The organism is Mycobacterium sp. SMC-21, from assembly GCF_045310825.1.
Taxonomy (GTDB): domain Bacteria; phylum Actinomycetota; class Actinomycetes; order Mycobacteriales; family Mycobacteriaceae; genus Mycobacterium.
In genome coordinates this window covers 26,852-40,543 of sequence record NZ_JBJIAO010000044.1, presented here as the reverse complement: position 1 = coordinate 40,543, position 13,692 = coordinate 26,852, and the positions used below count along the sequence as shown (strand labels likewise).

The window sequence follows — 13,692 nt, the reverse complement described above, 5'->3', positions numbered from 1 at the left end:
CACACCCAGCCAACCAGACACCCCAATCACAGGCCGACAGCAGCTGACCGTTCTACACCCTCAATCATGAAGAGCCCGTAATCGACGTACCGCCACCATGGCCATCGGGCTGTCAGACGTGCTACATAAACGCTGGGCGTGAGGTACCAAAGTCGACCCGCGCCGGTCACTTCGTACTGCCATTGGTCCATCTCGACACCGCCATGCGCTGCCGTCGCCAGGCGACCTTTGAGTTGGTGGTGCCGAGATGATCTGGGCGTGTGCGAAGCTCGCGCCAGGCCGTGGCCGTGTTCGCGGGCGCCTGTTGACACAGCGCTTCCCAACCCTTGATGGCCTCGACCCGTTCGCGCTCGCGGCCACGTTGACGCCACCCACGAAACCGGTTGACACCAACCTGCATCCCCATCGTTCAGCGAACAGTGAAGGATTCGAGCGCAGGTACACAACCTTCGGTGTATCTTTGGTGTATGACCCGCACAAACATCGACATCGACGACCATGCGTGCGAGGTCGTCATGCGAAGGTTCCATTTGACCAGCAAGCGAGACGCGGTGAACTTTGCATTGCGCAATCTCGCGCAGGAAGCATTGGACCTCAAAGCGGCCCGAGAACTCCGCGGGTCCGGATGGGACGCCGATCTCGATGAATTGCGCAGCGACCGCGTCCAATGATCCTCGTTGACGCGTCAGCCTGGATCGAGTTTCTAAGGAACACCGGGAGCGGCGTGTGCGAGCGAGTCGACGAGCTACTCGCCGAGCCGATCGCGATCTGCGCCCCCGTCCAGATGGAAATCCTCGCCGGGGCCCGAAACGACCGACACCTCAAGGATCTTCGTGGCCTGTTGGCACGCGCACAGACTCTACCGACGTCCCCCACAGACCATGAAGACGCCGCAGCTATTTACCGCGTCTGTCGACGTCGCGGTGAAACCGTACGCAGGCTGATCGACTGCCTCATCGCCGCGCACGCCATACGCGAACAGATTCCAATCCTGCACTTCGACAGCGACTTCGACGCGATTGCGCGGCATACATCGCTACAGCTGGATACCTCACCGCGGCCGGACTGACCCAGCCGCCATCAACAACTCCACCGCGGCGCCAATCGGAATGCGCTCCTGCTCCAGACGTAGGCCATTGCGCTGCAACACGTCCAATGCTGCGCGCTCGGTTTCGGTCAACCAAGCCACATCGACTGACCCACCCGCAGCGTGAGGCACGGCAAGATCACGCCAGCGCTCCAGCGAGGCTTGATCCATCAGCAGGCTCTCGCAAGGACATTGAGCGCGAAAACGGGCCAGTATGTCGAACCCGTCCGTGTCCAGATCGCCCCAATACACGACACGCGGCGCATTCCGAACCCACGGGAATCCGGCCACCGCGGTGGCATGGTCGCCCCAGCCGAACACCGCGATCGTGCCGGGCACGTCAGGCAGCGCTTCGAGGGTCTGCAAGTTCTCGACAACCAGGACCTGCGATGCCGCAAAATCAAGCCCCGCCAGCTCACCATCCGGGGCGGCAAAGATACGTGGAAGACCTCGCCGCAGTGCGGGGTCAGCAATGACAACCGCCCGCAGTAGTTCACGCTCCCGCAGTCCCAGATGCTCAGGCACACCGAGCGGCACCGCTAGCGCCGTCACCGCAGTGCGGTGTGTACCCAGCCATTTGGTGTCGACACCGGGAATCGGAAGCTGACGGATCAGCAGGCCGGAGTCCGGATTCTGACGTAACCAGCGAACCGTAGCCAGGAGCCGGTCGAAGTCGTTGTCGGCCAAGGAATTCCAGTACCGGAACGTCTCGACCAGGACCGCCGACCATTGCGGCCCATCATCGAGCGCCTGGAGCTGCGCGCGGCGCTGTTGCAGAGACTGCCAGCGTCGGGTCTCACCTGCAGCCGCGACAATCGCATCCGCACCCTCGATGGTCACCACGACCGGTAGCAGTTGCCTACCAAGGCTGGGCCACCGCCGCTCCTCCCAGCGGACATCGAGGCGCGAGTCTTGCCAGGCATGGACCCAGTTCTCGACGACCGCACGCTGGGCCGCGACGGCCGCCTCGCTCGGGCTACCCAGTCTTATTGTCAACGCATCGACGGAAGCACCGAACAACCACGATTTGAGATGGCGGTCCACCGTCCGTCGTGCCCGCGCCACGACGTCCTTGGGCAGCACGAGTTTTTGTGGCTCAGCCATCAGCCGCCTCACCGATGGATGCGACCCCCAACCGGGATGCCTTCGAATCTCGGATCGACACAGTGGCTACCCCGCCGACGTAGTCCTGCAGTGTCTTGATCATCTTCAGTGGTGTGGCGAGCACAAGGTGAAAACCGAACTGATCGAACACATCTGCCGCACGGCGGGTGTATTCAGGATCCGACCGGTCGAATGCCTCGTCGAGGACCACCGTGCCGTACTTGGGCACGTCGGCATCCGACCCGACGAGCTGGTACCGAAGGGCCGCGGCCAGACAGAAGAACACCAACTTCTGCGCCTGCCCACCGGACAGCGCGTCCGAAGAATCGTGGTGGTTGACCGCCGTGCCCTCGGCATCCATCTCGATACCGACGAACGTGACGTGGCGCCGCGTGTCCAAACACCGATTGCGCCACACCACATCACCAGGATCGGACGATCCGAGCCGCCCGAGCAGTTCCCGCATCCGCTCGAATCGTTGCTCCTGAGCCTGTCGATCGTCAGCAAGCAACGACCCCTCCTGCACGCGTGCGATAGCCGCGAGAAACTCCGTCACGTCCGGATGCAGGGAGTCGCGGACGTCGATCTTCAGGAACCGGCCACGGTCGAATTCCGAGTGTGCCAGTGACGAATTGACCTCATCGATCCGGCGACGGATCTCGCCGGGCGCGCGCCGGATTCGGAGCGCGAGCGTGCCGAGGTTCTGATTCGACTGCCGATCATTGAGATCGAAGAATCGATTTTCCACGCTGGGCAGGTCATCAGCGCGCAGCCGGCGCAGGAATGCCACGGCATCGTCGGCGTATCCGTGCTCGGCAGCGAGTTCGGGGTGTGGCCAGCGGTTGAGGTACTGCTGCAGCACAGTCTCGATAGCGTGTTGCGCCTGCAGCAGCTTCTTCTCGGCTGCCGAGTATTCGCCCCGAATCTGGTTCGCCACAGCCCGTTCGGCAGCGGGAAAGCCGTTGAGTCGCAGCGGTGCACGCTTGCCATCGTCGAAACGGGCGCGATAGCGCTCGGTCAGTTCGGGAGACGGCTCGTCGCTGGCCGCCGCTGTGCGTTGAAGGTCGTCGATGCGGGATGCGACATTCTGTGCGTGCTGGCGCGCTGAGTACAACGCCTCGTGCGCGTCGTCGTACGCCTTTTCAGCTCGAGTCGCCTCGCCTCGCGCCGCCACCACGGCAGCTTCCAGGCGGTCGATCTCAGCGTCACCCCGTAGCGCCGCAAGACGTTCACCCACATCGAGACGGTGAGCTTCCGCGGCCAACAGGTCGAGCTCGTCCCATTCGACAGCGACGATCCCTGGAGCTGACTGGACCCGGTCCCGACGCTGTTCGGATTCGGCACGGGCGGCACGCGCGCGACGGTGTGCGGAGCCGGCATCGGATTCAGCCTTGCGCAGGGCGTCGCGCAGGGCCTGGAGCTTGCTGTCATTGCTGGTGCCGAGCACGTAGTGCCGTCGGTCGTCGATCGCCGACCGGTCGTCCTTGATATGCCGGTCGCCGTCGCGGGTCTGTCCGGCGCGGGTCACGGCGCGGTGGTGCCGGCCCAGTTCTCGCGCGTCGGCAACACGGCGGTAGTCGAATCGGGATACGAGTTCGAAATGCAGCCAGTGCTGCCATGGCCCCTCGGCGATCTGGAGCACATTCACGATCGAATCGGCATCGACAGCCGAAATCCGGTGTGTGCGATGCACATCCACGCGCCGCCACACCAGCCGCGTACCCAGATGGGCAGCATCGACGGCAGCGGCGACATCAGCGGCGTGCTCGTCGGCGACCAGCATTGTGCGGCCCAGCCCGCCGAGCACCCGCTCGGCGGCGCCCGCCCAATTCGCATCGATGACGTCGATCAACTCGCCGGCGAACGGCAACGATCGCGCCGGCAGCCCGGTCGCGCGCATGACCAGCTCACGAGCCGCCAGCAGCTTGTGGTCCAGGTTCGACTTCTGCCCGGCGAGCGAAGAGATCTGCTGTTTGAGGTCGGTAACCTGTTCGTCGGCGCGCGCGGCAGCGAGGATCAGGGCGCTGTGGGCGGCGTCGTGCGCACCGGCTCCAGCCTCTAGTTCAGCTGCCTCCCTTGCGATCTGCGAGCACATGGTGGCGAAGCCTTCGGCGGTATCGGGAACGGTCGTGTCCCAGGACCGCAAAGCCACACCTAATCGGGCGCGCTGCGTGACCACCCGACGGACCGCTTCGTCGGCGCTATCCAGGGCATCGGTGAGCTCACGCAGGGACTGATTTCCGTCACGCGCACGCTCGGCGTCCTTCAGCGCGGTGGCAGCACGATGACGGGCCGCACTCGCGTGTTCGTCACGCGTGACGGCGTCAGCGAGCGCGGCCTCAGCGTCGGCGTGCCAACCCTGCGCCAGGTGCAGCTCGAAGCGCGCGGCGAGGCCGTCGAGCGCTGTCTGCTCCTCCCCGAGTTCCTGAGTCCGTTGCGCCTCTCGGTCCCGCGTTTCGGTCCACTCCTCCAGCGGTGTCAGTGCGGCGATCTGCTCACGCGTCTGCACGACCCTGCGATGCGCCTCGTCGAGGTCGGCGAAGAACTCGACGGCGCGACGAGCTTCGGCAAAAGTGTCGGGTTCGTCGAGCATGTAGTCGCGGAACAGCCGGTCGAGGCTGTCGAGCCCTTTGGCAGACATCGCCCGGTGCAGCAACAGTTGCGCGTTCTCGTCGGCGATTCCCAACCGGGCACGGAGCCGCTGACCAAACTGGGGGTAGCTCTTGTTGTAGAGAACATCGGGCCAGCGCTTCTTCAACCCGCGGACGTCGATGCCGTCAGACACCACGTGTCTGAGTTCGGTGATGTCCAGGTCGTGGTCGAAAAGCAGGAACGCGCGGCCCGATTCGCCAAGATCATTGCTGCCGCGTTTGAGGTGGAACAGCGCGACCAAGGTGGTGACGGTATCCCCATCAGGATCGGCAGTGGCCATCGTCAACCCGACGGCGCTCCAGGTCGCACCTTCCCGCAGGTAGCGCGACCGCAATTCGCGGGTGTCCGTGTCGGATCCGCGCGCATACGCACCTCGGATATAGGAGGCCACGGTGCGGCCGCGGCCCTGCGCGGCCGCATTGAAACTGAGCTTCGTCGGGGGCACCAACACCGTGGAGATCGCGTCCAACAACGTGGACTTACCCGAGCCCGAGGGACCGGTGATCAGGAAGCCCCGGCGCGCCACGGACAGGTCGTGATAGCCGTCATAGGTGCCCCAATTGAACAGCTGAACACGTGCCAGGCGGTGCTGACCATGCCGGAACACGTCCTCACTCATCGTCGGCCTCGGTATCGGAGTCCTGGTCGCTACCGGCGTCCAAGAGCCGCTGGTACTCCGCCTCGACCAGGGCAACCTCGTCCGCGTCGAACAACTGACGGAGCACGGGCGATACTTCGAACCGGCCCGCGGTGTCAGCGGCGGCGATCAGCGAGTACTTCTTCATCTTTTCCCATGACGCGTTGATCCGCTTCCGGAAGCCGCCCGCATCGGTGGTGTAGCGCCCGCGGTAGGGCTCCATGTCGGCGGCGATGTCGTCGTAATCGACGATCACCCGTTGTCCAGGCGGTGCCACGAGCAACTGGTAGCGCAACGCGAGTACCACCAGCGTGTCCATGAAGGTCAGCGTCTCTGTCCGAAGTACCTGCGGTGGAGCGAATTTGGGGTCATCGGGTGCGGGCTGCGGCCGGGTGAACGCGATGCCGTCGTCCTCGTCGAGGACGAGGTCGAGGAACACGTCGGCCAGTCGGCGTTCGATTTCGCTGCGGTGGGCGAGAATTGCCGACCATTGCTGTCGATGCGCATCATGCGTCACCACCGGACCGCGGAGCAGTTGGACCAGCGCACGCTTTGCCTCGAACGGAAAGGTCTCTTCGGGATTCACCGGTGATCCTCGAATGCATCGGGGCTGAAGGTGATGGTCGGAAGCACAACGGTGCGTCGGTCCATGGCGACCCGTTCGCTGGTGTCGGCGGAGACGGCACCGTGCTCAGCGCCGAGAACCATCAGGCCGACGATGCTGGCGAGGCCCTGGGTGGCAGGGAACTCGGCCAGGACCTGCCCTGCGGTGACCGGTCCAGCCGACCGGCTGAGGCTGGCGACGATGTTGCTGCGGAGTTCCTCGAAATCGATGTCGGATTCATGTGCCTGCGCAGCGAGTTCGGCGAAGTCGACCTCGTCGGTGTCATGCCGATCGAACTCCGTAGGCACCCGGCCTTCGCCCGGGTTGTGCAGCTTGAGGGCGGCGATCGAACGAACCTGCATGCCAATTCTGGTGAGTTCCAAGTTCATTGACTTCTCGGGTCGGTGCTGTGCACTCACTCGCACAGCCAGCGACTGGCAGCGCTGAATCAGTTGGCGGAGCCGCCGATGTTCTTCGTATTGGCGCGAGAGCACGAAATGTCGCAGCGATCGCGATAGCAGGATCATGGTCTGGCGTACCGTGGCTGCTTCGTTCTCCAGCCGGGTGAGGAGAGTGCTCAGGTCCGTACGCGTCTGAGGGGTCAACTCGGCTGCGAAGTCCCGTGACAGGATGGCGGTGATCGCTTCCTGAAGACGGGTCGACTGTTCGGCATCGAGGATCACGTCGTAGAAGCCGTTCACGGAACGTCCGGCTTCTGAGTCCGCCAACAGATCAACCCCGCGAAAAACGTTGCTCAACGTCGCACCGCCCTCAGCGGTGTCGTCAAGGATTTTGGCCCGGAGGTCCCGGCTCAATTCTTCGATGGTCGACCGCACCCGGGCGAAATCCACGGGTATCTCCTGCGCCAGGCCGAGCGTCTCGGCGACCCGCTCCTTTGCCGTCTCCGCGTCGAGCACAGCGAACTCGCCGCGTTCGACTTCTTCAATGCGCTGCTCGACGGCCTTGCGTTCGGACTGCAGCAGTGCCAGCCGCGATGCCGAAACCGGGTCTGAATCACGTTGCAGTGCAATGAGGTTAGCGGCAATCGACCCCAGCCGTGACGCCGACGCGGCGCGCTGCGGCGCATCGATTCCGTTCACCACTGCGGCAGCGTTCAATGCTGCCGCCGATGGCACCAACGTTTCGGTCCCCCGCGTCTGGCCGGGACGCCGGACCAAGTAGCCGTCGTGCACCCATGCGGCGACGTATCCTGTTGCCGTCGATTCGAATTCAGCTCCGGTCTCGCGGAGGAGTTCGAGATCATGATCGAGTTCGGCTACCACCTCGGCCGCCGGGCGTATACGACGTTCCGGCGGAAAGTAGTCCTGGACCACGGCGATGATGAGCCCGGCGTTTCGGGCCCTCAGCAGCGACCATTCCGGCGCCTCCTGCTGTAGACGCCGGAAGCGCAGGACCGCGGACGTTATCGCCACGCTGCGAGACTAGCCGGAAGGGCTGACAAGGCTCTCCACAGTGTCGAGCGTTTCTGCACAGCGCAAACTCAAAAATGGGATTTCACTGGTACCATAGTCCCATGGAAGCGGTAATCGACTCGGGCGGCCGGATCTTGGTGCCCAAGCAACTCCGCGACGCGTTGGGACTGACGCCCGGTTCGACGGTCGATATTTCGGCATATGGCCCTGGACTGCAGATTGTCCCCGGCGGCCGCTCCGCGCGCCTCGTGCGAAACAAGGACGGACGCCTCGTCGCCAACGCAGACACAGTCGTCACCGATGAAATGATGTTCGCGCTCATCGATTCGGGGCGACGCTGACGTCGCAGCAGGTCACGGCAATCGATACCAGCGTCGCGGTGCCCTTGCTTGTGTCCTCGCATCCGCAGCACGTCGCGGTCTCGCAATGGGCAATGGGCCGACGTCTTGGGCTCAGCGGGCATGCGCTGGCCGAGACATACTCGGTTCTGACGCGTCTGCCCGGCGATGCTCGTGTCGACCCTGCCGACGCGGTGGCGTTGATCGACGACAACTTCCCGGAGCCCCTTCAACTGGGTGCCGACACGGGACGCGGTGCCCATCACGAATTCGCCCGTTGTGGCGTCGCGGGCGGCGCCACCTATGACGGCTTGGTCGCGTTGGCCGCTCGTGAGCACGGTGCAGTCCTGGTCACTCGCGATGCCAGAGCCAAGGCAACCTACGACGCCCTCGGGGTAAACGCGGAAGTGCTGGCCGGCGCCTGACCTGTCTTTGGCGAACGGGCGCGGCCCGACCAGAACCTGGCACTGAAATCGCGGTGTAACCCCGCACCCACCCTCGTTGTCGTAGATCTGCACGTGGTGATGCGTTGTGCCTCGTGCTCTGTCACCTGTGCGCATTGCTGGGCTGCGGTGTGCGCGTGGGAATCGAACCCGTTGCACTGCCCTCCGTGCGCCTGAACGGTTGGAGCCGTTTGCGGTTTTGTGCACGCCTCCGCGACAACTACCTGCTACACCATGCTGCTGTCAGTCCAGCAGCTCGATCTCCCAGTTCGCCTTCTGGATCCGGACGTCAAGCGCGCGCAGCTCCTGCGCCACTTGATCAGCCTGCGACCGCAGATCGCCGACGGACAAGGCGGACAACATCTTCAGCTCCGAGCGCAACTGCCGCGAGTAGCCGTATTGGCCGGCACCGGCCGCCGCATCCGCAGCCGTGGTCAGGACGTGGTGCCGCAACCGCAGCGCGTCGCGCCGACCGAGTGCGTCGGTCAGCGTGCCGTCGGCCCCGATCGAGTTGGCCGCGTTCGTCAGGTTGATCCGCCGAACCAGGGATTCGTAATCGCCCAGCGCGCCGTCGATCTCGACCAGTAGCGCTGCGGCGTCCTCCGCGGGCTCTTCGCCCTCCTGGAACCGTGCGTTACCCACGACGCGCACGCGCAACTGCTCGATACGGCGAACTGCGTTCGCACGCAACGACAAAGCTTCTGCCAACTTCATGATTTCACCTCGCTCCTGATGGCACCGGCCGAGCGTTCGTTTCTCGGCCCGAACCATGATGAGCGGAAAAGGCTTGGCCGGCAACGTATTTTTCAGCAGGCCAGACGGTCGGTGGCGATCAGCCCTGCGCGCCGACGAAGAACAGCACGAGCACCGCAACCAGGCCGAACAGGGCGGCAAAGAATGCGCCACATGCCACGTCGTCAAACCGCGGCCGCACCGTCGCGACCAGAACCGCGGCCGCGGCGACCAGCAACGCGCCCGCCGGCGCGAACAGCCAGTAGTACAACAGCGGCGCCGGGGACATCACGACCAGGCCGAGCGCGTAGCCGCCGAACAGATATCGCGGATCAACCTCGCGCTCGATCCGTGGGTCGAGCGTGCTCTCATGCTCGAAGGACATGCGCACCTCCTCTGGTCAGCGACACACCGTCACCGTGGCAACGGCCTGCAGGTACAGCAGACCGACAATGCACCAAACGCTCACGGGTGCGACCACCAGCGCCACAGCGACGCTGCTGAGTACCCGCGCGCGCAACAACAGTGCTGCAATCAGTAGACATATCAGCGAAACACTCACCGCTGCAGTCAAATTCGTTCCAGCTACCCGGTCGAGGTGCGGATCATCACCGGGGCCCATGGCCCCGACCGCCAACAGACCCCAGCCGACTCCCCCTGAGACCGCTCCGGCGAGTACGCCGCGGGTCCAGTCCGTACCAATCAAACGTCCCCCCGATCCGGTTCGCTCATGTCCCCCGTCGCCGGTACGCCCTCGGCCAATCCGTACTGCAGGTACACGATGCCGGCCGGGCTCGATACCGGCGGCTTGAGCAGCGTCAGGTTCGACGGCACCGGACCGCCATCGAACACCTTCTTGCCTACCCCCAGGACAATAGGATGCACCCAGAGGTCGATGCGATCAAATAGTTTTTCGCGCAACAGGGTCTGCACGAAGTTCAAACTCCCGACCACTTTCACGTGCTCGTGGCGATCACGGATTTCCCGCACTTCGCTGACCAGATCCGTGCCGATCTGCGTCGAGCCGGACCACGACAGATCGGGCTCGCCGCGGGAGGCGACGTACTTGGGGATGCGATTGAACATGGCCGCGAATTCGTCGTCCTGGTGCGGCCAGTGGCCCGCGAAGATGTCGTACGTCCGCCGGCCGAGCAGCAGCGCGTCGGTGCCTTCGTACGCGGCGCCGACCTGCTCCCCCGACACCTCGTCGATCAGCGGTGCCTGCCAGCCTTCGAAAGGAAAATCGCCGTCGGAGTCCTCTCCGGGACCGCCGGGCGCCTGCCCGACGAGGTCGAGAGTGGCGAACAACGCGAGGTGAATCTGGCCCATTTCCAGCTCCTGGTGAGTCGGTGGTGTGTGTCAATGAGGTAGACCAGCGGACTCGGTGAAACTCATCGGCGCGGCCGGCTACTTCCCGGACAGCACCCGGTACTGCGCCGAAATCTGTTGGTCCACAGCGGTTTCATCGTCGGCGAAGACCTGGAACACAAATCTGTCGGCGCGGGCGAGGCAGCTGTAGTGCCACCCCAGGATGCGCCATGTCACCGTCGCGTCCGGTTGCGCATAGTCGCGGAGGTGCTCGAAACAGCGCGCACCGGGGAACCCCGGCACCGGCCCGGCCATCTGCACATCCGGATTCTTCATGATCAGAGCGCTGGTGGCGTCCAGCAGCTGCGCGGCCGAATCCGCATTGGGCGCCTGGTAGACCCGGCCCCACCGCTGTGTCACCCACTGGACGCCGGCGCGCTCGAACTGGGTCGTCATGCTCACCGGATCGGTTTCGAAATGCAGCCACGCCCGCGGTCGCCACGTCCCGATCAGTACGCCCTGCTGCCGATCGGGAGTGGTGATGGTCTTCGACAGCAACTGATCGTCGCTCGGATCTTTGGGCAGGTCAGCGAGTTTCGCGGGATCGGTGGGCACAAAGCTCTTGATGAGCGACTGCTGCCTGCTGAGCAGGTCGGACGTCAGCAACTGAGCCCGCAGCGGTGCCTTGGTCAGCTTGGTGGCTTTGGCGCTCACGAATTGGTACAGCACGAAACGTCCCTGCGCGGTGTACGCCGCGACGCCACTGGCCCCGGTGCCGTAATCCACGCCGACCGCCGGCACCGTGCCGGTACCGACCGAGATCTGGACGGGATATGTCGGAAACGGAGTGGCCACGACGGGGCCGAACTGTGCGGTGAATTCTGCCGCGGCCGCCGCTGCTTGGCCATCATCGGGAAACATCAGGACCGCGTTCTGGATTTCCAGATCGGAGTCCCGGGACCCTGATGACCGGTAGGACCCGAAACCGGCGACCAGACCGTGTGCTCTGGCAATGCCCTGCATCACATTGTCTTTGGACACCCCGAGGATGTTGTCGACACCGAACTCCGCCGTCATGGTGCCGGTCCCGATGGCCCCGGGCTTCGTCACCGACGCGTCGATTTCCCAAGGGCCCACGACGTATTCGGCCATCCGGGTCGATTCGACGATCGACTGCGTGAGCGGGTTGGGTCCAGCGCTGAAGAACGGGGTGCTCGGCTTGATCTGGTAGTTACCGGTCCGCAGCTGGCTGACGTCCGGTTCGGGGTCGCTCAGTGAACCGCCGAACCGCGAGGTGCCGGTCGTGGTCGTCGAACAGCCCGCGACCACGCACCCGCACGTAACCACGGCAAGTGCCAGCTTCCGGATCCCCACGATCCAACACTAACTGTGGCCGAGGCGCGCAAGCACCGATCGCACCGACTCCGCGATCGCCTCGTTGAACGGCCCGGCGTCCCGCCGCACGGTGCGCGTGCGGACCAGCACCGTCAGCATGACCCGTTCCCGCTTCGGGCCGATGAGCATCCCGGCGTCGTTGGTCGACCCGTAGTCGCCGCCGCCGGTCTTGTCCGCGCTGGTCCACCCCTCAGGCAGACCCGCGCGAAAACGGCGGGTCGACGTCGCGGTCTCCTCCATCCACCGACGCAGTTGGAACTGAGCCGCACCGGACAACGCGTCGCCGGCGAGAATGGCGCGATACCCGCCGCACAGCGCCCGCGGCGTGGTGGTGTCGCGGAGATCGCCGGGCGCCGCCTCGTTGAGGGCCGGTTCCCAGCGATCCAGCCGGGTCTGCGAATCACCGATCGAGCGGGCGAAATCCGTGAGCGCCGAGGGCCCGCCGATGGTCCGCAACATGATGTTGCCTGCCGCGTTGTCACTCTGGCTCAGGGCCGCGGCACAAATCTCTCGCAACGCCATCCGCGCCCCCACCGCCTCGCTCAGCACCGGCGAGTTGACCACGATGTCACCGGCGGTGATGGGCACCATGGCATCGAGATTCGCCTTGCCCGCCGTGGCCATCTGCAAGATGCGGGCCGCCGCATACGCTTTGAAGGTCGAGCACATCGCGAACCGCTCGTCAGCACGGTGCTCGACCGTCGCCGAAGACTCCAGATCAACTGCGTAGACGCCGATTAACGCCTGATAGCGATCTTCCAGATCGGCAAAGTTGGTCGGCTCGTCCGCCTTGGTGGCCTGGCACCCGGCCAGCACGCCCGTCGCGGCCAACCCGACGATGAAATCCCGTCGGCTCAGCGATACCCCCACATATTCAGCCAACCATGTATCGACGAAAGACGCCAACGCGGGGTGCCCTTCCGGCACCCCGCCGGCCTGCAGTGCGTTGGGCCCCAACAGATCCCGTGGTGTCAGCAAAGATGACGTCAGGCGATGTACTTGTCGAACCAGTCGATGGCCACTTCCGGGTGGACACCGAGGTAGTTGTAGCCGTCGAATCGCCTGTTGGTTCCTTCAATCCAGTGCAGGCTCTTGTCGGCGACCGGAATCGCGTCGTAGATGTCCTGCACATCCTGCGGGCGCGTCATCGTGTCGTCGCGGACCTGGGCGACGAGCGTCGGCACGGTCACGGCCTTGACGTATTCGAGCGGTGACTGCTCGGCGATCCGGAATCCCGTTCGTTCGTGCACGGCCTGATCGAACTTCACGTAGCCGTCGGCCATCCCGACTGCCTTGACGAACTCCTCGACGATGTAGCGACCCGACACCGGTTGCAGCATCACCATGGCCTGGATTTCCGCGAACTCCTCGGGATGCTTCGACCAGGCCACCGCCGTCGAATCAGCGCCCAGGCACACCGAAAGCAGCACCTTCTTCATCGATTTCGTGTCCGGCCGAGCGCCGGCGTAGCGCAAGGAGCCGATGACATCGCGATATTCGGTCAGACCGATGCCCGCGATTCCGCCGTTGCCCTGGCCACTGCGGCCGTGATTACGGATGTCGTACGCGAGAACGTTGTAACCGGCGTCATGCAGCGCCTTGTACTCGGGCAGGAAATTCACCTCGAAGCCGCCGAGCCCGCCGAACTCCGGCAGGTGCCCGGGGTAGCCGTAGCGGTTTCCGGGGAGAAAGTGGTTATGGATGACGAGCCGGTCGGAGTCGGCCGGGATGAACCAGCCCTCCAGCGGGACGCCGTCCATCGACGGGAAGAACACGTCTTCGTAGTCGAGCCCGACCTCATCTGGGCTCCGTAGCACTGGCGCGCGCCGTCCGCCGGTGGTTCCGGTGGTCCACATTGCGACAAAGCCGTCGAACGCTTCCTGAGCTGCGGTGTCATCGGACATGTGCGGTTCCTTCCGTCGAGAGGTGGTGTCAGAAACGACGGTAGGCCGGGCGCGG

Annotated in this window: 14 protein-coding genes; 4 read left to right on the top strand and 10 right to left on the bottom strand. The window is 64.6% G+C overall.

The window, feature by feature from the left end:
* The first annotated feature begins 467 nt into the window (after positions 1 to 467).
* Positions 468 to 671 carry a type II toxin-antitoxin system VapB family antitoxin gene (locus tag ACJH6H_RS26165; protein WP_064860469.1) on the top strand — a complete coding sequence of 68 codons (204 nt, stop codon included), beginning with the start codon at positions 468 to 470 and terminating at the stop codon, positions 669 to 671.
* Complete coding sequence (locus tag ACJH6H_RS26160) at positions 668 to 1,069, top strand: PIN domain nuclease (RefSeq protein ID WP_061001011.1); 402 nt, start codon at positions 668 to 670, stop codon at positions 1,067 to 1,069. Before ACJH6H_RS26165 ends, ACJH6H_RS26160 begins: the two co-directional genes overlap by 4 nt.
* Here the strand turns inward: ACJH6H_RS26160 and ACJH6H_RS26155 are convergent.
* From ACJH6H_RS26155 to ACJH6H_RS26140, 4 genes are read right to left on the bottom strand one after another with little or no spacing between them, the layout of a single operon-like run.
* Positions 1,052 to 2,191, bottom strand: a complete 1,140-nt coding sequence (locus ACJH6H_RS26155; protein WP_142239522.1) for a DUF3322 domain-containing protein — start codon at positions 2,189 to 2,191, stop codon at positions 1,052 to 1,054. The genes ACJH6H_RS26160 and ACJH6H_RS26155 overlap by 18 nt on opposite strands.
* Positions 2,184 to 5,462: an ATP-binding protein gene (locus ACJH6H_RS26150; protein ID WP_061001013.1), complete on the bottom strand. Its 3,279-nt coding sequence runs from the start codon at positions 5,460 to 5,462 to the stop codon at positions 2,184 to 2,186. Before ACJH6H_RS26150 ends, ACJH6H_RS26155 begins: the two co-directional genes overlap by 8 nt.
* Positions 5,455 to 6,066 carry a DUF4194 domain-containing protein gene (locus ACJH6H_RS26145; protein ID WP_234785328.1) on the bottom strand — a complete coding sequence of 204 codons (612 nt, stop codon included), beginning with the start codon at positions 6,064 to 6,066 and terminating at the stop codon, positions 5,455 to 5,457. The genes ACJH6H_RS26150 and ACJH6H_RS26145 overlap by 8 nt, the downstream gene beginning before the upstream one ends.
* Positions 6,063 to 7,517 (bottom strand): DUF3375 domain-containing protein, encoded by a 1,455-nt coding sequence (locus ACJH6H_RS26140; protein ID WP_061001015.1) that lies wholly within the window; start codon positions 7,515 to 7,517, stop codon positions 6,063 to 6,065. Before ACJH6H_RS26140 ends, ACJH6H_RS26145 begins: the two co-directional genes overlap by 4 nt.
* A 101-nt stretch (positions 7,518 to 7,618) precedes the next feature.
* Between ACJH6H_RS26140 and ACJH6H_RS26135 the strand changes: the two genes are divergently transcribed.
* Complete coding sequence (locus ACJH6H_RS26135) at positions 7,619 to 7,858, top strand: AbrB/MazE/SpoVT family DNA-binding domain-containing protein (protein ID WP_061001016.1); 240 nt, start codon at positions 7,619 to 7,621, stop codon at positions 7,856 to 7,858.
* On the top strand, positions 7,855 to 8,280 hold the full coding sequence (locus ACJH6H_RS26130; RefSeq protein ID WP_061001017.1) for a type II toxin-antitoxin system VapC family toxin: 426 nt from the start codon (positions 7,855 to 7,857) through the stop codon (positions 8,278 to 8,280). The genes ACJH6H_RS26135 and ACJH6H_RS26130 overlap by 4 nt, the downstream gene beginning before the upstream one ends.
* Positions 8,281 to 8,541: 261 nt before the next feature.
* Here the strand turns inward: ACJH6H_RS26130 and ACJH6H_RS26125 are convergent, their stop codons facing one another.
* The 6 genes from ACJH6H_RS26125 to ACJH6H_RS26100 all read right to left on the bottom strand — a co-directional run bounded on the left by ACJH6H_RS26125 (position 8,542) and on the right by ACJH6H_RS26100 (position 13,637).
* Entirely contained in the window at positions 8,542 to 9,012 is a 471-nt protein-coding gene (locus ACJH6H_RS26125; protein ID WP_061001023.1) for a DIP1984 family protein, read from the bottom strand.
* A gap of 118 nt (positions 9,013 to 9,130) precedes the next feature.
* Positions 9,131 to 9,415: a hypothetical protein gene (locus tag ACJH6H_RS26120; RefSeq protein ID WP_061001018.1), complete on the bottom strand. Its 285-nt coding sequence runs from the start codon at positions 9,413 to 9,415 to the stop codon at positions 9,131 to 9,133.
* A 317-nt stretch (positions 9,416 to 9,732) separates the two neighbouring features.
* Positions 9,733 to 10,359: a dihydrofolate reductase family protein gene (locus ACJH6H_RS26115; RefSeq protein WP_406776100.1), complete on the bottom strand. Its 627-nt coding sequence runs from the start codon at positions 10,357 to 10,359 to the stop codon at positions 9,733 to 9,735.
* A 78-nt stretch (positions 10,360 to 10,437) separates the two neighbouring features.
* On the bottom strand, positions 10,438 to 11,712 hold the full coding sequence (locus ACJH6H_RS26110) for a hypothetical protein (protein WP_406776099.1): 1,275 nt from the start codon (positions 11,710 to 11,712) through the stop codon (positions 10,438 to 10,440).
* 9 nt (positions 11,713 to 11,721) lie between these two features.
* On the bottom strand, positions 11,722 to 12,603 hold the full coding sequence (gene bla / locus ACJH6H_RS26105) for a class A beta-lactamase (RefSeq protein WP_406776098.1): 882 nt from the start codon (positions 12,601 to 12,603) through the stop codon (positions 11,722 to 11,724).
* Positions 12,604 to 12,719: 116 nt separating this feature from the next.
* Positions 12,720 to 13,637, bottom strand: a complete 918-nt coding sequence (locus ACJH6H_RS26100; RefSeq protein WP_138248765.1) for a S9 family peptidase — start codon at positions 13,635 to 13,637, stop codon at positions 12,720 to 12,722.
* Between the last annotated feature and the right edge of the window lie 55 nt (positions 13,638 to 13,692).

Coding starts and splice junctions, on each gene's coding strand:
- ACJH6H_RS26150 (WP_061001013.1), bottom strand. CDS start 5,462: ATGAGTGAGGACGTGTTCCGGCATGGTCAGCACCGCCTGGCACGTGTT.
- ACJH6H_RS26125 (WP_061001023.1), bottom strand. CDS start 9,012: ATGAAGTTGGCAGAAGCTTTGTCGTTGCGTGCGAACGCAGTTCGCCGT.
- ACJH6H_RS26165 (WP_064860469.1), top strand. CDS start 468: ATGACCCGCACAAACATCGACATCGACGACCATGCGTGCGAGGTCGTC.
- ACJH6H_RS26160 (WP_061001011.1), top strand. CDS start 668: ATGATCCTCGTTGACGCGTCAGCCTGGATCGAGTTTCTAAGGAACACC.
- ACJH6H_RS26155 (WP_142239522.1), bottom strand. CDS start 2,191: ATGGCTGAGCCACAAAAACTCGTGCTGCCCAAGGACGTCGTGGCGCGG.
- ACJH6H_RS26120 (WP_061001018.1), bottom strand. CDS start 9,415: ATGTCCTTCGAGCATGAGAGCACGCTCGACCCACGGATCGAGCGCGAG.
- ACJH6H_RS26135 (WP_061001016.1), top strand. CDS start 7,619: ATGGAAGCGGTAATCGACTCGGGCGGCCGGATCTTGGTGCCCAAGCAA.
- ACJH6H_RS26100 (WP_138248765.1), bottom strand. CDS start 13,637: ATGTCCGATGACACCGCAGCTCAGGAAGCGTTCGACGGCTTTGTCGCA.
- ACJH6H_RS26115 (WP_406776100.1), bottom strand. CDS start 10,359: ATGGGCCAGATTCACCTCGCGTTGTTCGCCACTCTCGACCTCGTCGGG.